This is a genomic window from Ruegeria sp. P8 (genome assembly GCF_056534665.1).
In genome coordinates, this window is sequence record NZ_JBQERC010000002.1 from 53432 (window position 1) to 70221 (window position 16790).

Sequence of the window (16790 nt, forward strand, 5' to 3'; positions counted from 1 at the left end):
AAGACCCTGTCTATGCAGAGAGTTTGGATCATTGTCGGTTTTTTGTCCGCTGTCGGGCTGCTGTCAGGTTTTGTTTGGTCTTATGGCTATCGTCAGGCGCTGTCTCAGCTAAGCGACAAGGCCGAAGCCGACCTTGAACTGGCGGCGGATCGGCTCAGCACCCAGATGCAGGTCTACCAGGAACTGGCGGTTCTGATGGCGACACATCCCGCCTTGCACGCGTTGGATACACCGACACAAATACATGACGCGCAAGCGATGTTGCTGGACGTTGCCGACAAGACAGCGGCCGTCAACATGATGTACCTGGATCGCAGCGGTCGGGTTCTGGTCGCCGCACAGCCAGTGGCACAGCGAGACATGTCCGCACATCCAGCGTTCAGGCGCGCCATGCAGGGTGCGGCTGGCACAGCGCATGAGGTAGCTCCGGACAGTGGCGACCGGATATATTCCTATGCCGCTCCGACTTTTGCCGCCTCCGGGCAAGTCGAAGGTGCAGTGATGGTGGTTGCCGATGTCCAGGACATTGAACAAACCTGGCGGGGCAGTACCGAAGCCGTTTTCTTTGTTGATTCTGACGGTGTCGTCTTCATCTCGAACCGGTCGGACTTGCTGTTCTGGAGGCGCGAGGTTGGCCAGTCCGGGCTGACACCGCCAGAGGGTGCCTCGGTGGATTTTTCTGCGACGCGGGTCGGCCAGCATGAATTGTGGCGGCTGAGCTGGGGGCGGTATTTGCCACGCGATGCGTTGCACCTAACGCTTGAATTGCCTGTGATCGATATGACCGCCGAGGTTTTGGTGGACGTGGCCCCGGCCCGGCGACTTGCCGGGTTGCAGGCGGCGGCGGTCGCAGCGATCTGTCTGGCGTTTGGCGCGATGCTGTATCTTGCGATGGAACGGCGACGGACGCTGGCTAATGCCAACACGGTTCTGGAAAGCCGGGTGGCGCAGCGTACCCGTGCTTTGACCCAAGCAAACACCGCATTGCGCCGCGAAGTTGCAGAACGTCAGGAGGCCGAAGTAGCACTGAAAAAAGCGCAGGCCGAGCTGGTGCAGGCAGGTAAGCTCAGCGCGCTGGGGCAGATGTCGGCGGGGATCAGCCACGAACTCAACCAACCGTTGATGGCGATCCAGCAATTCGCCGACAATGGTACGGCCTTTCTTGAACGCGGCAAAGGCGACAGGGCCAGCGAAAACCTTGGGCGTATTTCGGAAATGGCCGCCCGCATGGCCCGGATCATCAAGAACCTGCGCGCGTTTGCCCGAAACGAAAGCGAACCGATGGGCCGGGTCGATCTGGTGCAGGTTCTGAAAACTGCCGTCGAATTGACCGAAACCCGATTGCGTGACGATGATGTGACGCTGGAATGGGAACCGGGACAGGCTGCGGTTTATGTTTGGGGGGGTGAAGTCCGCTTGGTGCAGGTCTTTGTTAATCTGATCAATAACGCGGCGGATGCGATGCTGGGGAGACCCAAGCGGTACATTTCGATTGTGATGCACGAAGAAGACCGGTTGCGCGTTTCTGTGCAGGATACCGGACCGGGGATCGAAGACCCCGACCGGGTGTTCGAGCCGTTTTATTCGACCAAAAGCGTAGGTTCCTCTGAAGGTCTGGGGCTTGGTCTTTCTATATCATATGGTCTTGTTCAAAGCTTTGGGGGTGAAATCCGCGGGGCAAACACGGCTGATGGCGCAGTGTTTACCGTCGAGCTGGAGCCCTATGGGAAAGAAGAGGCAGCATGATGCGCAGGGTTCTGTTGGTCGATGATGACGCAGCTGTTCGCGAGGCATTGGCGCAAACCATTGAACTTGCAGATTACGCACCGACAACAGCCGGTTCTTTTGTGGCGGCCAAGGATCATATTCGGCGGGATTTCCCCGGTGTGATTATTTCGGACATTCGAATGCCCGGGCGGGATGGCTTCCACTTGTTGGCGTATGCTCGGGACATCGACCCCGAGCTTCCGGTGATCCTTTTGACCGGAGAAGGTGATATCCCAATGGCCGTAGAAGCCATGGGAAAAGGAGCGTTCGATTTTCTCGAAAAACCCTGCGCTGCGTCTGACCTGATGGATGTTCTTGAACGCGCATTCGCGGCCCGCACTCAGGTGTTGGAACAGCGCGCCCTGAAATCCGAACTTGAAAGGGGGGACCCGGCCGCACGTTTGCTGTTTGGCCTGTCTCCGCAAGCTGAGGCGCTGCGGGATCGCGTGCGGACCGTCGCACCGACGGGGGCCGAAGTCCTTGTTACCGGCCCGCCGGGCAGCGGCATATCCAAAGTAGCCGAAGTGGTTCACCTGATGTCGCCCGCTGGTCAGGGGCCTTTTGTCAAACGTCCGGCTTCAAGTCTAAGCCCTGATGACCTTGCCCAAAGCTGCGGCGATGCCGTGGGTGGTTCCCTGTTTCTGGACGAAGTGTCCGCCATGCCCCAAGCCACGCAGTTTGCGGCGTTGGAGATCATCGAGCGCGGTCCGGGGGGGCGCATTATTGCAGGAACAACCGCTGATCTGTCTGCGTTAAGTTCGGAGGGGCGGTTCAACGCTGATCTGTTCTATCGTTTGGATGTGATGCGGGTACGCGTTCCATCATTGGCGGAACGCCCCGACGACATTCCGGTGATTTTTCGCCACTATGTGGCGCAAGCGGCCGAACAGGCTGGCATCGCAATTCCCGAGATTTCGTCCGAACATCTCGCGGCCTTGATGGCCAGCGACTGGCCGGGCAACGCCCGTTCTTTGATGTCAGCAGCAATGCGGTTTGTTCTTGGAATGCCCGAGGAGGTTACGCAGGCAACAGATCTGGGGTTGAGCGAACAGATGGCGCGGGTTGAACGATCCTTGTTGATTGCAGCTTTGGGCCGCCACAATGGAAAAGCGTCAGATGCGGCCAAGGCGCTGAAGCTGCCGCGCAAGACCTTTTACGACAAGCTGGCGCGCTATCAGATTCGTCCCGAGGATTACCGCAGATAAGCAGGAACCGGAATGGCGCATCTGATTCGGATGAACTGATTCGAAATTTGTGCGGAAATCCGCACAAGCCTCTCTGAGAATGTGCGAGTTTTCGCACGGCTCAGAACTGTGAAGTGCATAACCCGAACCAACAAAGCCGTAACGCTTTGGTATTAAACAGGTAATCAGACATTTCCTGTAGTCGCAGTCAAAAGTTGTGTGCTTTACCCTGAGTCGCTTCACTGCACGCCATACGGCGCTTACCCGGCGTCGACTGCAAGTTTCAAAGAACTCTGGGAGGATATCAGATGAAGCTTTTGACAACGGCAGCAACTGCGCTTGCTCTGACGGTAACCGCAACGGCTGGTATGGCTGCATGCGATGAAGGCGAAATCGTCGTTAAGTTCGCACATGTGACGAACACCGACAAACACCCCAAAGGCATCGCGGCATCGCTGTTAGAGCAGCGGGTCAACGATGAAATGAACGGCACGATGTGCGTTGAGGTCTACCCGAACTCGACGCTCTACAACGATGACAAAGTTCTCGAAGCGATGTTGCAGGGTGACGTGCAACTGGCCGCGCCCTCGCTGTCGAAGTTCGAGAAGTTCACCAAACAGTTCCGCCTGTTTGACCTGCCGTTCATGTTCAAGAATGTCGACGCTGTAGACGCGTTCCAGGCCTCGGCCGAAGGGCAGGCGATGAAAGACAGCATGCAGCGCCGCGGCCTGCAAGGGCTGGCGTTCTGGCACAACGGCATGAAGCAGATGTCGGCCAACAAGGCTTTGGTTGATCCGTCGGATGCAAACGGTCTGAAGTTCCGTGTACAGTCGTCAGATGTGCTGGTGGCGCAGATGGAAGCCATCGGGGGCAGCCCGCAGAAAATGGCCTTCTCGGAAGTGTATGGCGCGCTGCAACAGGGCGTTGTGGACGGGCAGGAGAACACCTGGTCGAACATCTACGGCAAGAAGTTCTTTGAGGTGCAGGACGGTATCACCGAAACCAACCACGGCATCATCGACTATCTGGTCGTGACATCGGTGGATTGGCTGGACAGTCTTGATCCGGCGGTGCGGGATCAGTTCCTGACCATTCTGGCCGAAGTTACTGACACCCGGAACAAAGAAGCCTTTGCTGTGAACGAAGCGGCCAAAGCCTCGATCATCGATGCGGGCGGCGTCATTCGTGAACTGACCCCTGAACAGCGTCAGGCCTGGGTCGACGCAATGAAACCGGTCTGGGACAAATTTGCAGGTGACGTGGGTCAGGACAAGATCGACGCGGCGCAGGCCATCAACGCCGGGTTCTGATCCGGTCAAAGGCCGCGCGTCAGGGGACTGGGGAGTATTCGACGCGCAGGCCGGGCGGGCTGAAATGGCCCGCCCCATTCTCAACTCTCTCTTCAATAAAATGCGGGGACTGAAAGATGTCTGGTGCGAACTCCGGCCAGGGCGGGCTGATCGACCATATCGAAGAAACCCTGATCGCGTTGCTTTTGGGCCTTATGACGGTCGTTACATTTGCCAACGTGATCGCGCGGTTTGTCTTTAATTCAAATATCCTATGGGCGCTTGAGTTGACAGTGTTCACGTTTGGCTGGCTGGTGCTGCTGGGCGCATCTTACGCGGTCAAGAAACATGCTCATCTGGGTGTGGATGCAATCCTGAACATGCTGGCACCAGCACCGAGGCGCATTATGGCGCTGGTCTCGGTCGGGTTCTGTCTGATGTTCTCGCTGCTGATGCTCAAAGGGGCATATGACTATTGGGCCGTCTTTGCAGATCTGCCGCCAACATCGGGCCGCTGGTTCCCGACCGGGTTCGATTTCGGCGCACGCAGCCAGAGTTTCTACGAGGTAGACGACATCCCCATGGTCGCTCCGCTGCGCTTTCTGGAAGACCTGATCAACTATGGCGAGGGGTATGAAAAACTGCCCAAGGTCGTACCTTATCTGGTTCTGCCGGTGTCCATGCTGCTGCTGGTGATCCGGTTTACGCAGGTCGCCGTTCAAATTTGGCGTGGTGAGACCGATCGCCTTGTCGCCAGCCACGAAGTCGAGGACGAGATTGAAGAAGTCCGCGCACAACAAGGGGTGCATGACTGATGGACGTTATCCTTCTTTTCTCGATGGTCATCGGCCTGCTGCTGATCGGGGTTCCGATTGCGGTTGCACTTGGCCTCAGCTCGACCCTGTTCCTGCTGATCTATTCCGACAGTTCGCTGGCTTCAGTTGCAGGCACGCTGTTTGAGGCGTTCGAGGGGCATTTCACCCTGTTGGCGATCCCGTTCTTCATTCTGGCCTCGTCCTTTATGACGACAGGTGGTGTAGCGCGTCGGATCATCCGTTTCTCGATTGCTTGCGTGGGGCATCTGCCCGGCGGTCTGGCGATTGCGGGTGTGTTTGCTTGTATGCTGTTTGCCGCGTTGTCAGGATCGTCCCCGGCCACGGTTGTAGCTATCGGTTCGATCGTCATCGCAGGTATGCGCCAGGTTGGGTATTCCAAAGAGTTTGCCGCTGGTGTGATCTGTAACGCGGGTACGCTGGGCATCCTGATCCCTCCGTCCATCGTGATGGTTGTGTATGCTGCCGCCGTCGAAGTTTCGGTTGGGCGTATGTTCCTGGCTGGCGTTATTCCCGGTCTGATGGCTGGCTTCATGCTGATGATCACCATCTATGTCATGGCAAAGGTCAAGAACCTGCCCAAGGGTGAATGGAAGGGGTGGGGTGAGGTCTTTACCTCGGCCCGCGAGGCCGGTTGGGGCCTGTTCCTGATCGTTATCATTCTGGGTGGCATTTATGGGGGTATCTTTACCCCAACCGAGGCTGCCGCGGTTGCTGCCGTCTATGCCTTCTTCATCGCCAGTTTCGTCTACAAGGACATGGGGCCGCTGAGTACGGAAGGGGACGCACAGAACCTGCCGCTGCTGAAAAAGCCCTACGCTTTGGTCACGGCGTTCTTTCATCCCGACACCAAGCATACTCTGTTCGAGGCAGGAAAGCTGACGGTGACGCTGTTGTTCGTGATCGCCAACGCGCTGATCCTTAAGCATGTTCTGACGGACGAACAGGTGCCGCAGCATATCGCCGAGGCGATGCTGACCGCAGGGCTAGGGCCGGTGGCGTTCCTGATCGTTGTGAACGTGATCCTGCTGATCGGTGGTCAGTTTATGGAGCCGTCGGGCCTGTTGGTGATCGTCGCACCGCTGGTGTTCCCGATTGCCATCGAGTTGGGCATCGATCCGATCCATCTGGGCATCATCATGGTGGTGAACATGGAGATCGGGATGATCACGCCTCCGGTTGGTCTAAACCTGTTCGTAACCTCGGGCGTTGCAGGTATGCCGATGATGAGCGTTGTTAGGGCAGCGCTGCCGTTCCTCGCTGTTCTCTTCGTCTTCCTGATTATGGTGACGTATATACCGTGGATCTCGACATTCCTGCCCAACACTTTCATGGGCCCGGAAATCATAACCAATTAAGTGGTTTGACGATGTACGTAGCCGGGCGGTTTCGACTGCCCGGTTTTTTCGTATCTTGAACCCCGGCATCAAGTGCTTAACTCGGGTTCAGAGGACGACCTCCCCATAATGGGACATCTTTCGGGACGACCCGAACGAATACGAGGTTGTCATATGCCCTGGATCTTTCTTCTTTTTGCTGGCCTGTTGGAAATCGTCTGGGCTGTAGCGATGAAGCAATCGGCTGGTTTCACCCGATTGTGGCCTACGGCCTTGATGGCTCTTTCGATGATCGGCTCTTTCGGCCTGTTGGCGCTGGCGATGCGCGACCTGCCATTAGGCACGGCTTACACCATCTGGACGGGTATTGGGGCAGTGGGGGCGTTCTGTGTCGGTATCCTGTTTCTGGGCGAAGCCCTAAGCCCTGCGCGGATTCTCGCGGCCCTTCTGATCGTGACGGGTCTTATCCTGATGAAGCTGGCATGAGCCCTTTATTGACCAAGCTATTGCGCTTGGGCAGGGTTCAGGAAACACGGGAAATGGAGACCGGAATGCTGACCGAGACCGACAAGCGCCTGCTACGCGTTGCTTATGACGAGGCCAAAGCCGGGTTTGACGAAGGTGGATGCCCGATCGGGTCAGTTCTGGCGCGGGGTGGCGATATTGTTTCACAAGGGCGTAATCAACGTGTGCAGGGCGGGGATCCGATCGCACATGGCGAAATGGATGCCTTGCGTAAAGCGGGACGTCAGAAAACCTATCGGGATACGGTTCTTTACACGTCGTTGTCACCTTGCATGATGTGCTCGGGCACTATCGTTCAGTTTGGTATCCCGCGTGTGGTGATCGGCGATACCCAGAACTTTGGTGGCAACGAAGACTTCCTGCGCGAACGCGGTGTCGAGGTGGTGATAGTCAACGATCCTGACTGCATCGCACTGATGCAGCGGTTCATCGAAGAAAAGCCAGAGCTTTGGGCCGAAGATATTGCCGAGTAAAGGCGAATCCTAGACGCTCTCCAGCGCCTGAATAATGCCCGTGAAATCCCCGGCCTTCAGGCTGGCGCCACCCACAAGCGCACCATCGACATTTGAAACCGCAAAGATCTCCGCCGCGTTGGAGGGTTTGACCGACCCACCATACAGAAGACGGACAGAGCGGCCCACACCTTCGCCAAAGCGGCGCTCTAGCCGGGCGCGGATGAAGTCGTGAACTTCCCCAATCTCATCAAGCGTCGGAACCTTGCCGGTGCCGATGGCCCAGATCGGCTCATATGCAATGATCAGGTTCTCGCCGGTTGCCTGATCCGGGATCGACCCCGACATCTGACCGCCGATTATGTCGAGCGTATTGGCCGCCTCGCGTTGCTCCAGACTTTCGCCTACGCAAATGATCGCTTTTAACCCCGCGTCCATCGCTGCACGGGCCTTGGCGCGTATATCCTCGTCATGCTCTTCATGGTCTACGCGACGTTCGGAATGACCCAGGATGACTGACGTCGCGCCCGCGTCCAGCAGCATCCCGGCGCTGATATCGCCTGTATGCGCGCCCGCGCTTGCCGCGTGGCAATCCTGCCCGCCGACGGTAACCGCTGACCCGCGTACGGTGTCCGCTGCGCGGCTGAGCAATGTTGCCGGAGGGCAGATCAGGATATCGACCGAAGCGTCTGGGTAGGACTTGCACAGTGCTTCAAGCTCGCTCAGCGCAGCACCGGTTCCGTTCATTTTCCAGTTTCCTGCCGCAAGCCTGCGCCGCATACCCGTATCTCCCTGATCATTCGATGATTTAGGATGCGGATAGCATTGTCGACGCGATCTTACAATTCCACGGATCGGGTGGGTTCAAGCGCTATGATCGACAATACGTCGTTCGGTCGGGCCCGTGTCACAGGATTACCCGGCGCAAACTAGGATTGCTGCGTGATGCTTTCATCGAATTTGATGGATTCACCACAACCGCAAGCGTCGACAACATTCGGGTTCTTGAACTTGAAACCTGATTCCAGCAACGACACCTCGTAATCGATTTCAGTGCCGAACAGGAACATCTGCGCCATTGGCGCGATCATGACGCGTGCTCCATTCTGTTCGACAACTTCGTCATGCGGATCGGCTTGATCGACATATTCCATGGTATATTCCATACCCGCACAGCCGCCTTTCTTGACGCCAATGCGCAAGCCAGCGTGGCCACCCGAGTTCATCAGGCGGGTGATTTGTTCTGCGGCTTTAGGTGTCATGGTCACAGCCTGTTTGCCGGGAATGCCGAACATGTAAGTCTCCGTTGTCGCGCGTTGCGTTTAATTTAGGGCTCAGGAGGTCAAGGCTCAAGACGGTGTGTTATAAAGAGTTTTATCCGGATGAAACAACCCGGCATTCAGAATGGGTTCGCTGAAGATATCCAACTGTGAGACCGTGGAACTGAATGGGTTCAAGTTGGTCAGCCGTTAATTCGGTTTGCTTTGATATACTATCGGAAAGGATATTATTGTGAATGATTTACAGGCGATTGTTAATTCGATCTTGATGCGCGCGGTGCTTACCATTGCAGTTCTTCTGTTTGTTCCGGATGATGCGGCGGCCACCAATGATGGAGAGAGGCATCCATTAAACTGCGCGACCGCCGAGGGCGATTTGCGCGCCATCGCGGCCGAGAAAAAGCACGCGCAGGACCAACAGTTGGAAAGTGTTGCCGCCATTACTCCTGCCGGGGCACTTTTGGGGCTGGTCACAGGAACGGAACACAAACGGCTGCAAATGCTGTCGGGCGACTACATCAATCAACTTGACGCCAGATCTGCGGAGATCAAAAAGACCTGCAATTTTAACTGATTACCCGACGTTCGGTGGTTTGGATAAGAAAAAGGACCGTTCTCGGGCAAGAACGGTCCGTGTTTCGGGGCCGGAACTCGGGGGGCGGTCAAATCATGTCTGGCCCGAGGCGACACTGATTGGTGCCGTCCACAGGTCTTTTCCTGCATCATTGTGACAGGGACAGCACGAGCAGGTAACAAAAACGCCAATGTTTTGTGACAAATACCCGGGAAACTGTGGCAGGTGCCTACATAAATCCCAGTTCCAGACGTGCTTCGTCTGACATCATCTCCATACCCCAGGGCGGCTCCCAGGTCAGTTCCACGTCAACCTCTTTGATGCCTGCAACAGGCTCGATCGCTTCCATGATCCATCCGGGCATGTCGCCGGCAACAGGGCAACCGGGTGCTGTCAGTGTCATGATCACCTTCACGGCGTTGTCCGAGGAAATGTCGATCGTGTAGATCAGGCCGAGGTCATAGATGTTCACCGGGATTTCCGGATCGTAGACCGTGCGACACGCCTCGACCACGGGCTCGTACAGGGGGTGCTCAATGGTTGACGGCGCAATCAGCGGCGTGCCTTCAAACTGTTCGCTGGGGTGAGTCATCTTTGCCTCGGGTCAGTTGCCTGAGTGATTATATAGGGAATTGGCGCAACAGGGTCCAGTAGGGCGGCGGCGCCGATTGGGGCGCCGCGGCAATTTAGTCGTTGATGTCGTGGTTGAAGGTTTTGACCTGACCTTGCGGCAATGCAAACAGTTTCCGCAAAACAAGCCACGCAATCAGTGACATCACTGCGAAGATCAACGCCAACACATTCAAAGACAGAGCCATACCGGATACGGCAAGGATAAGGCCCGTGACTGCGGCCCCGATTGCAAAGCCCAGAAAAATGAACCCTGGCAGGACAATCTCAAGGATACCCAGCGCCAATGCGGCGGCGAGCCAGATCCACCAGGTCAACCAGAAGGGGTCTGCCATCATTTTCCTCCTTTTAACATCTTGAATGCGTCACCAAAGGCTTCCAGTGCGTTGGCAGGCACAACAATAGTTTGCTTGCCAGTACCGTTTCCAAGCGCATTCAGGGCTTCAACCTGCTTCAAGGCAACCTGATACTGGGCCGCTTCAATGCCGTTATCCTGAATGGCCTTGGCGACCACACCTGTGGCATAAGCTTCGGCTTCGGCCTGAATGCGCCGCGCCTTGGCGGTTTGTTCCGCCGCATAAAGCTCGGCGTCGGCATGCAGCTCGACTGCGCGCTTTTTGCCCTCGGCTTCTGTCACCTGCGCACGACGGGCGCGTTCGGCGTTCAGCTGTTGCAGCATGGCGTCACGGGTGGCCTGATCCAGATTTACGTCCAGAATCTCGGCGCGGGTGACTTCGATGCCCCAGTCATCGACAGCGGTTTCAACGCTTTCCTGAATACGCGTGATCAGTTGGGACCGGTTCGACTGGACCTCATCCAAATCCATTTTACCGATCTCGGCGCGAACGATCCCGGCGACAGTGGTAGCAATCGCGCCATCAACGTCGCGGATTCGGTAGACCGTCTTTTCAGGTTCGAGAATACGGTAGAAGACCGATGTATCGATCTGCACCAAAACGTTGTCCTTGGTGATTGCGTCCTGCGTCGCGTTTGGCAGTTGGCGTTCCAGGATCGAGATCTTGTGGCGCGCAATGTCCAGCAGCGGAACGATAAAGTTGATGCCGGGGCCAAGCACGGAATGCAGGCGCCCAAACCGTTCTACCACGTATTTTTCGGACTGAGGTACAATCTTGATGCCCTTGAAAATGATAACAATTACCAGCACCGCGGCCAGCAGGTAAATGATGTTTGACGAAAGCAATCCGATGATTTGGTCTTCGGTCATACTGTCCTCTTGTTTTTGTGTACTATAGTATACATGTGGCGATTGAGTCGCTCGATTTCAACTCTGGTATGAGGGGAAAGCAGTCCCATGCAAATGCCTCGATAATGAAACGCTGTATCGAAAAATCGTGCTGTGACCGCTTTGCATCCCTAATTGTTTGCGGTATCGGGCGGGGATGAAACTGATAATCGATACAGATCCTGGCATCGATGATGCCATGGCTATCGCCTATGCCGCTGCAGCACCCGAGATCGAGCTGATCGGCCTGACCACGGTGTTTGGAAACACGCATGTACATCAATCCAGCCGCAATGCCCGATTCCTGCTTGATAAACTGGGTCTGGATTTGCCTGTCGCGGAAGGGGCTGCCGTTGCATTGGGTGCCGATGCGCATTCGCCATCCGAACATGTGCATGGTCCCGAAGGATTCGGTGACCTGACTGACATTCCCGAGATTGGAAGTAACCACGCCCTGCCGGCTGCTGAATTTCTGGTCGACATGGCACGAACCCATAAGAAAGAACTGGTGGTTTGCGCCGTGGGCCCTCTGACCAACATCGCCAACGCCATTCGTCTGGATCCGGAATTCGCCGACAATCTGGGGCGTTTGGTTATCATGGGCGGCGCTGTGTACTGCCCGGGCAATATAACCAACCATGCCGAGGCAAACATCTACCATGATGCTATTGCGGCTGAAGAGGTCTTTGCCACACCGCCGGATACGGTACTTGTCGGCTTGGATGTCACGCTGAAAACGCTCTACGAGACTGCGGATTTCGAAAGCCTGGCAATGCGATCACCTGACATGGGGTCCTTTCTGCGCGATATCTCTCGCTTTTACCTGAAGTTCTACAAGGACGTCGGTGGTCTGGAAGGTTGCGGCCTGCACGATTCGACGGCTGTGATCGCTTGTTCTCATGGTGCTATGTTTGACATGGTCGAAACGGGTCTGCGGGTTGTCACCGAAGGCGACCAGAAGGGTGCGACGCGACCTGATCCGGAACGTCCCGCAGTTCGGGTCTGCCGCGACGTGGATGGGGCAGGGGTTGTTCAACTGTTTACAGACCGTGTTGCCTCGCTACCCTGACGGGTTGCAAAGACCGAACGGATCGGGCAAAGCCTGCCCGGTTCGGCGACCCGAGGCGATGACATGACCCAACAGTTTTCTTTTGATCTGAAAGCCACAGACGGCAAAGCCCGGACCGGTGTGATCAGCACACCGCGCGGCGACGTGCGAACGCCTGCCTTTATGCCGGTTGGCACGGCGGCAACGGTCAAGGCGATGATGCCGGAAAGCGTTCGGGCGACAGGTGCAGACATCCTTCTGGGGAACACCTATCACCTGATGTTGCGCCCGACCGCTGAGCGTATTGATCGACTGGGTGGACTGCACAAATTCATGAACTGGGATCGGCCCATTCTGACAGATTCCGGCGGATTTCAGGTCATGTCGCTGGCCGGTTTGCGCAAGCTGACTGAAAAGGGCGTGACCTTCAAATCCCATATTGACGGGTCAAAGCACGAATTGACGCCGGAACGGTCGATGGAGATCCAGCGCCTGTTGGGCTCGGACATTGTCATGTGTTTCGATGAATGCCCCGCACTGCCAGCGGATCGTGACCGCATTGCCGAGTCGATGCGCCTGTCGATGCGTTGGGCCGAACGGTCGCGCGATGCGTTTGGCGATCGTCCGGGACATGCGCTGTTTGGCATCATGCAAGGTGGGCTGGAAAAAGACCTGCGCGAAGAAAGCGCCAAGGTTTTGAAATCTATTGGTTTCGAAGGCTACGCAGTTGGTGGCCTGGCCGTCGGCGAAGGGCAGGAGGCCATGTTCTCTTGCCTCGACTATGCCCCCGATTTCCTGCCATCGGACAAGCCGCGCTATCTGATGGGCGTCGGCAAGCCCGACGACATCGTCGGTGCTGTTGCCCGCGGGATCGACATGATGGACTGTGTGTTGCCCTCGCGGTCCGGGCGTACAGGGCAGGTTTTCACCCGCTACGGTGTGGTGAACATCAAGAATGCCCGTCACGCAGACGATCCGCGGCCGCTGGACGAACACTGCACTTGCCCGGCTTGTTCGAATTATTCCCGCGCTTACCTGCACCACGTGTTCCGTGCGAATGAGATGATTTCCGGCATGTTGCTGACATGGCATAACCTGCATTATTTTCAGGAGATCATGGCCGGCATGCGCGACGCGATTGCCGCGGGTGCGTTCGAAGTCTGGCAAGCCGATTTCCACGCGCAGCGCGCGCAGGGGGATATCGAACCGCTGTGATGTTTTGCCCCCTCCAAGGCGAAAACGGGCAATTCTGCACAGCCGGGCTGTTTTCTGGCGACTGATCGCGCAAGACCGGGGCGTATTCTACTATTTTGGTGGATATGTTCCCGGCACGCCTTGCAGTCCGCCAAACCTCGGTTCATTCTGATTGGTGATACATGGCGGTAAGGTTGAAAACGGGCGATGAGGCCCCACCTTTATCGTCCAAGACAGGAGACGGTCAAATGTTGCCTCGATGAGGGACAAGTGCCGTCTTGCCAACGATAAGGATAGAGCATGCAAGAGCCTCTGAATTCCTCCTACCCCGTCCTGCCGCTGCGCGATATTGTGGTGTTCCCACATATGATCGTGCCGCTTTTCGTAGGCCGTGACAAATCGGTCCGCGCGCTGGAAGAGGTGATGCAGGATGACAAGCAAATTCTGTTGTCCAGCCAGATCGATCCCGGCGTTGACGATCCGGATGAAGAAGGCATCTATCGCACCGGCGTTTTGGCAAATGTGCTGCAACTGCTGAAGTTGCCCGATGGCACGGTAAAAGTGCTGGTCGAAGGGCAGGCGCGCGTTCAGATCACCGAGTTTCTGGAGAACGAAGAGTTCTTCGAAGCCCGCGCGGAATACCTGACCGAAATTCCCGGCGACGTCACCACGACCGAAGCACTGTTGCGCACTGTCGCGGACGAGTTCGAGCGTTATGCCAAAGTGCGCAAGAACATCCCCGAAGAGGCACTGACCGCAGTGGGCGATACAACCGAGCCTGCGAAGCTGGCCGACCTTGTGTCGGGGCATCTGGGCATCGAAGTCGAACAAAAGCAGGAGCTTCTGGAAACCCTTAGCGTCAGCGAGCGGCTTGAGAAGGTCTATGGCCTGATGCAGGGCGAGATGTCTGTTCTGCAGGTCGAGAAGAAGATCAAGACCCGCGTCAAATCCCAGATGGAGAAGACGCAGCGTGAATATTATCTGAATGAGCAGATGAAGGCCATTCAGAAGGAACTTGGCGATGGTGAGGACGGCAGCAACGAAGTTGCTGAACTGGAAGCCAAAATCGCCGAAACCAAGCTGTCGAAAGAAGCGCGGGAAAAGGCCGAGGGTGAGCTTAAGAAGCTCAAGAACATGTCGCCCATGTCGGCCGAAGCCACAGTTGTGCGCAACTATCTGGATTGGATTCTTGCTCTGCCTTGGGGCACCAAATCCCGTGTCAAAAAGGATCTGGGCCGCGCGCAGGAGATTCTGGACGCGGACCATTATGGGCTTGAAAAGGTCAAGGAACGGATCGTTGAATACCTCGCGGTTCAGCAGCGCTCGAAAAAGCTGAAAGGGCCGATTTTGTGCCTTGTCGGCCCTCCGGGCGTGGGCAAGACCTCGCTGGGTAAGTCGGTTGCGAAGGCAACCGGGCGCGAGTTCATTCGCATCTCATTGGGTGGTGTACGTGACGAATCCGAAATCCGGGGCCATCGTCGGACTTACATTGGCTCGATGCCCGGCAAGATCATCCAGGCGCTGAAGAAGGCGAAAACCACGAATCCGCTGATTTTGTTGGATGAAATCGACAAGATGGGGCAGGATTTTCGGGGTGATCCGGCATCAGCAATGCTTGAGGTGCTGGACCCGGAGCAGAACAACACGTTCATGGACCATTATCTTGAGGTTGAATATGACCTGTCCAACGTGATGTTCCTGACCACGTCGAACAGCTACAACATGCCTGGGCCTTTGCTTGACCGGATGGAGATCATCCCGTTGGCCGGTTACACCGAGGACGAAAAGCGCGAGATCGCCAAGCAGCACCTGATCAGCAAACAGGTCAAGAACCATGGTTTGAAAGCCAAGGAGTTCGAGCTGACCGACGAAGCGCTGCAGAAGATCATCCGCACCTATACCCGCGAGGCGGGCGTACGGAACCTTGAACGTGAAATCGCCAAGGTTGCGCGGAAGTCGCTGACCAAGATCATCAAGAAGGACGCGGAGACCGTTAAGGTCACACCCGAAAACCTGCAAGATTTCCTGGGTGTTCCGAAATTCCGTTACGGTCTGGCTGAGCAGGACGATCAGATTGGTGTTGTCACCGGTCTTGCGTGGACATCAGTGGGTGGCGACCTGCTGCATATCGAAGCGTTGAAATTGCCCGGCAAAGGGCGGATGAAGACGACCGGTAAGCTGGGCGATGTGATGAAGGAATCCATCGACGCCGCTTCGTCCTATGTGCGCTCGATTTCGCCTCAGATCGGGGTGAAGCCGCCGCAGTTTGACAAGATCGACATTCACGTTCACGTGCCGGATGGCGCGACACCCAAGGATGGCCCATCCGCTGGTCTGGCCATGGTCACGTCTATTGTCTCGGTTCTGACCGGTATTCCCGTTCGGAAAGACATTGCTATGACCGGCGAAGTCTCACTACGCGGGAATGCGATGCCGATTGGTGGTTTGAAAGAAAAACTGCTGGCCGCGCTGCGTGGTGGGATAAAGACCGTTTTGATCCCGGAAGAGAATGAAAAGGATCTGGCGGATATCCCGGACAACGTCAAAGAAGGGCTGAAGATCATCCCGGTCAAACATGTCTCGGAAGTTCTGGAACATGCTTTGGTGCGTAAACCGGAACCGATCGAATGGGACGAAGCCGCGGAAGAGGCCGCGGCAGCGGCGGCCGCGTCGCCCGGTAATACCGGACCTTCCGCGACCGCGCATTAAGTCTTTGGTGAGTCAACAAAAGGCGAAGCAATAGCTTCGCCTTTTTTGTTGAGGGATGTAGTGAAGACCGCACCATGCAGCGCCAAGACGTTGCATGAAACCAGCGTTTCATTTTGGGCATCGGTGTGCTCTGGAAAATGGTGGGTGATAACGGATTTGAACCGCTGACATCTTCGATGTGAACGAAGCGCTCTACCACTGAGCTAATCACCCATGGGACGGGGTGATATCTTTCCCGAAGGTTGGCTGCAAGGGAAATAGAACCTGCGGCATCCGCAAAAAATCGCGCCGTATACAAAATTCTGGAATCTGACAAAAAACTTGAAAACGCCGCTTGACGCTGCCCGAGCGTAGCCATAATACACCCAAACGTTCAGCAATGAACATGCAGCGGGCGGTTGTAGCTCAGTTGGTTAGAGTACCGGCCTGTCACGCCGGGGGTCGCGGGTTCGAGCCCCGTCAACCGCGCCACCGCTGCCAACCTTGGTCCAGGCAAAAGGCCACGAAAATAGATGCGCGGTTGTAGCTCAGTTGGTTAGAGTACCGGCCTGTCACGCCGGGGGTCGCGGGTTCGAGCCCCGTCAACCGCGCCATTTTCATCCTCAAGCAGATCAACGGTTGCGCCTTTACGGGCACCTTTTTCCAATCCATTGATCATTGCAGGTTCTAATCGGCGAAATTTCGACTGTTCACTAAATGTTCTAACTTTTCTGTTGGAGTCTTGG

At 56.3% G+C, this 16790-nt stretch carries 16 protein-coding genes and 3 tRNA genes; 13 read left to right on the forward strand and 6 right to left on the reverse strand.

Features of this window, described 5'->3' with window-relative positions; translation table 11 throughout:
- Positions 1-12 precede the first annotated feature (12 nt).
- From ACR0BZ_RS03625 to ACR0BZ_RS03655, 7 genes are all read left to right on the forward strand, one after another.
- Positions 13-1746, forward strand: a complete 1734-nt coding sequence (locus tag ACR0BZ_RS03625) for a sensor histidine kinase (RefSeq protein ID WP_480919488.1) — start codon at positions 13-15, stop codon at positions 1744-1746.
- Entirely contained in the window at positions 1743-2972 is a 1230-nt protein-coding gene (locus ACR0BZ_RS03630; RefSeq protein WP_480505351.1) for a sigma-54-dependent transcriptional regulator, read from the forward strand. The genes ACR0BZ_RS03625 and ACR0BZ_RS03630 overlap by 4 nt, the downstream gene beginning before the upstream one ends.
- Before the next feature lie 287 nt (positions 2973-3259).
- A complete protein-coding gene (locus ACR0BZ_RS03635; protein WP_480472519.1) occupies positions 3260-4261 on the forward strand; it encodes a DctP family TRAP transporter solute-binding subunit in 1002 nt (333 codons plus the stop codon).
- A gap of 116 nt (positions 4262-4377) precedes the next feature.
- The gene (locus tag ACR0BZ_RS03640) at positions 4378-5055 is read left to right on the forward strand and encodes a TRAP transporter small permease (RefSeq protein WP_480772642.1); all 678 of its coding nucleotides are present in this window, start codon (positions 4378-4380) and stop codon (positions 5053-5055) included.
- On the forward strand, positions 5055-6431 hold the full coding sequence (locus ACR0BZ_RS03645) for a TRAP transporter large permease (protein WP_480505350.1): 1377 nt from the start codon (positions 5055-5057) through the stop codon (positions 6429-6431). Before ACR0BZ_RS03640 ends, ACR0BZ_RS03645 begins: the two co-directional genes overlap by 1 nt.
- Positions 6432-6584: 153 nt before the next feature.
- Positions 6585-6896, forward strand: a complete 312-nt coding sequence (locus tag ACR0BZ_RS03650) for a DMT family transporter (RefSeq protein ID WP_480485775.1) — start codon at positions 6585-6587, stop codon at positions 6894-6896.
- Positions 6893-7408, forward strand: coding sequence for a nucleoside deaminase (locus tag ACR0BZ_RS03655; RefSeq protein ID WP_480481129.1), 516 nt, complete (start codon positions 6893-6895; stop codon positions 7406-7408). The genes ACR0BZ_RS03650 and ACR0BZ_RS03655 overlap by 4 nt, the downstream gene beginning before the upstream one ends.
- Before the next feature lie 9 nt (positions 7409-7417).
- Here ACR0BZ_RS03655 and tpiA read toward each other — a convergent pair whose 3' ends face one another.
- Together tpiA and ACR0BZ_RS03665 are read right to left on the reverse strand one after the other, a co-directional pair.
- Complete coding sequence (tpiA, locus tag ACR0BZ_RS03660) at positions 7418-8167, reverse strand: triose-phosphate isomerase (RefSeq protein WP_480481128.1); 750 nt, start codon at positions 8165-8167, stop codon at positions 7418-7420.
- Positions 8168-8316: 149 nt separating this feature from the next.
- On the reverse strand, positions 8317-8682 hold the full coding sequence (locus ACR0BZ_RS03665; protein ID WP_480831021.1) for a HesB/IscA family protein: 366 nt from the start codon (positions 8680-8682) through the stop codon (positions 8317-8319).
- Positions 8683-8899: 217 nt separating this feature from the next.
- On the opposite strand from ACR0BZ_RS03665, the gene ACR0BZ_RS03670 reads away from it, so the two are divergent.
- Positions 8900-9241, forward strand: a complete 342-nt coding sequence (locus ACR0BZ_RS03670; protein ID WP_480919489.1) for a hypothetical protein — start codon at positions 8900-8902, stop codon at positions 9239-9241.
- Between the two features lie 229 nt (positions 9242-9470).
- Here the strand turns inward: ACR0BZ_RS03670 and ACR0BZ_RS03675 are convergent, their stop codons facing one another.
- The 3 genes from ACR0BZ_RS03675 to ACR0BZ_RS03685 all read right to left on the reverse strand — a co-directional run bounded on the left by ACR0BZ_RS03675 (position 9471) and on the right by ACR0BZ_RS03685 (position 11096).
- Positions 9471-9833, reverse strand: coding sequence for an SUF system Fe-S cluster assembly protein (locus ACR0BZ_RS03675; protein WP_480481125.1), 363 nt, complete (start codon positions 9831-9833; stop codon positions 9471-9473).
- Positions 9834-9927: 94 nt separating this feature from the next.
- Positions 9928-10206, reverse strand: coding sequence for an NfeD family protein (locus ACR0BZ_RS03680; protein WP_480516877.1), 279 nt, complete (start codon positions 10204-10206; stop codon positions 9928-9930).
- Positions 10206-11096, reverse strand: a complete 891-nt coding sequence (locus ACR0BZ_RS03685; RefSeq protein ID WP_480472533.1) for an SPFH domain-containing protein — start codon at positions 11094-11096, stop codon at positions 10206-10208. Before ACR0BZ_RS03685 ends, ACR0BZ_RS03680 begins: the two co-directional genes overlap by 1 nt.
- Before the next feature lie 175 nt (positions 11097-11271).
- Between ACR0BZ_RS03685 and ACR0BZ_RS03690 the strand changes: the two genes are divergently transcribed.
- The 3 genes from ACR0BZ_RS03690 (at position 11272) to lon (ending at position 16065) form a co-directional block, all read left to right on the forward strand.
- Entirely contained in the window at positions 11272-12183 is a 912-nt protein-coding gene (locus tag ACR0BZ_RS03690; RefSeq protein ID WP_480919490.1) for a nucleoside hydrolase, read from the forward strand.
- Positions 12184-12246: 63 nt separating this feature from the next.
- Positions 12247-13377 (forward strand): tRNA guanosine(34) transglycosylase Tgt, encoded by a 1131-nt coding sequence (gene tgt / locus ACR0BZ_RS03695; RefSeq protein WP_480919491.1) that lies wholly within the window; start codon positions 12247-12249, stop codon positions 13375-13377.
- Positions 13378-13656: 279 nt separating this feature from the next.
- Positions 13657-16065, forward strand: a complete 2409-nt coding sequence (gene lon / locus ACR0BZ_RS03700) for an endopeptidase La (protein ID WP_480919492.1) — start codon at positions 13657-13659, stop codon at positions 16063-16065.
- A 138-nt stretch (positions 16066-16203) separates the two neighbouring features.
- On the opposite strand, the gene ACR0BZ_RS03705 is transcribed toward lon, so the two are convergent.
- A tRNA-Val gene (locus ACR0BZ_RS03705) sits at positions 16204-16278 on the reverse strand.
- 181 nt (positions 16279-16459) lie between these two features.
- Here ACR0BZ_RS03705 and ACR0BZ_RS03710 point away from each other — a divergent pair.
- Together ACR0BZ_RS03710 and ACR0BZ_RS03715 are read left to right on the forward strand one after the other, a co-directional pair.
- A tRNA-Asp gene (locus ACR0BZ_RS03710) sits at positions 16460-16536 on the forward strand.
- Positions 16537-16581: 45 nt separating this feature from the next.
- A tRNA-Asp gene (locus ACR0BZ_RS03715) sits at positions 16582-16658 on the forward strand.
- The last annotated feature ends 132 nt before the right edge of the window (positions 16659-16790 follow it).

Bases quoted from the DNA above. Each gene is read 5' to 3' on its own strand.
- ACR0BZ_RS03625 (WP_480919488.1), top strand. From the start codon at position 13: ATGCAGAGAGTTTGGATCATTGTCGGTTTTTTGTCCGCTGTCGGGCTG.
- ACR0BZ_RS03630 (WP_480505351.1), top strand. From the start codon at position 1,743: ATGATGCGCAGGGTTCTGTTGGTCGATGATGACGCAGCTGTTCGCGAG.
- ACR0BZ_RS03635 (WP_480472519.1), top strand. From the start codon at position 3,260: ATGAAGCTTTTGACAACGGCAGCAACTGCGCTTGCTCTGACGGTAACC.
- ACR0BZ_RS03640 (WP_480772642.1), top strand. From the start codon at position 4,378: ATGTCTGGTGCGAACTCCGGCCAGGGCGGGCTGATCGACCATATCGAA.
- ACR0BZ_RS03645 (WP_480505350.1), top strand. From the start codon at position 5,055: ATGGACGTTATCCTTCTTTTCTCGATGGTCATCGGCCTGCTGCTGATC.
- ACR0BZ_RS03650 (WP_480485775.1), top strand. From the start codon at position 6,585: ATGCCCTGGATCTTTCTTCTTTTTGCTGGCCTGTTGGAAATCGTCTGG.
- ACR0BZ_RS03655 (WP_480481129.1), top strand. From the start codon at position 6,893: ATGAGCCCTTTATTGACCAAGCTATTGCGCTTGGGCAGGGTTCAGGAA.
- tpiA (WP_480481128.1), bottom strand. From the start codon at position 8,167: ATGCGGCGCAGGCTTGCGGCAGGAAACTGGAAAATGAACGGAACCGGT.
- ACR0BZ_RS03665 (WP_480831021.1), bottom strand. From the start codon at position 8,682: ATGTTCGGCATTCCCGGCAAACAGGCTGTGACCATGACACCTAAAGCC.
- ACR0BZ_RS03675 (WP_480481125.1), bottom strand. From the start codon at position 9,833: ATGACTCACCCCAGCGAACAGTTTGAAGGCACGCCGCTGATTGCGCCG.
- ACR0BZ_RS03680 (WP_480516877.1), bottom strand. From the start codon at position 10,206: ATGGCAGACCCCTTCTGGTTGACCTGGTGGATCTGGCTCGCCGCCGCA.
- ACR0BZ_RS03685 (WP_480472533.1), bottom strand. From the start codon at position 11,096: ATGACCGAAGACCAAATCATCGGATTGCTTTCGTCAAACATCATTTAC.
- ACR0BZ_RS03690 (WP_480919490.1), top strand. From the start codon at position 11,272: ATGAAACTGATAATCGATACAGATCCTGGCATCGATGATGCCATGGCT.
- tgt (WP_480919491.1), top strand. From the start codon at position 12,247: ATGACCCAACAGTTTTCTTTTGATCTGAAAGCCACAGACGGCAAAGCC.
- lon (WP_480919492.1), top strand. From the start codon at position 13,657: ATGCAAGAGCCTCTGAATTCCTCCTACCCCGTCCTGCCGCTGCGCGAT.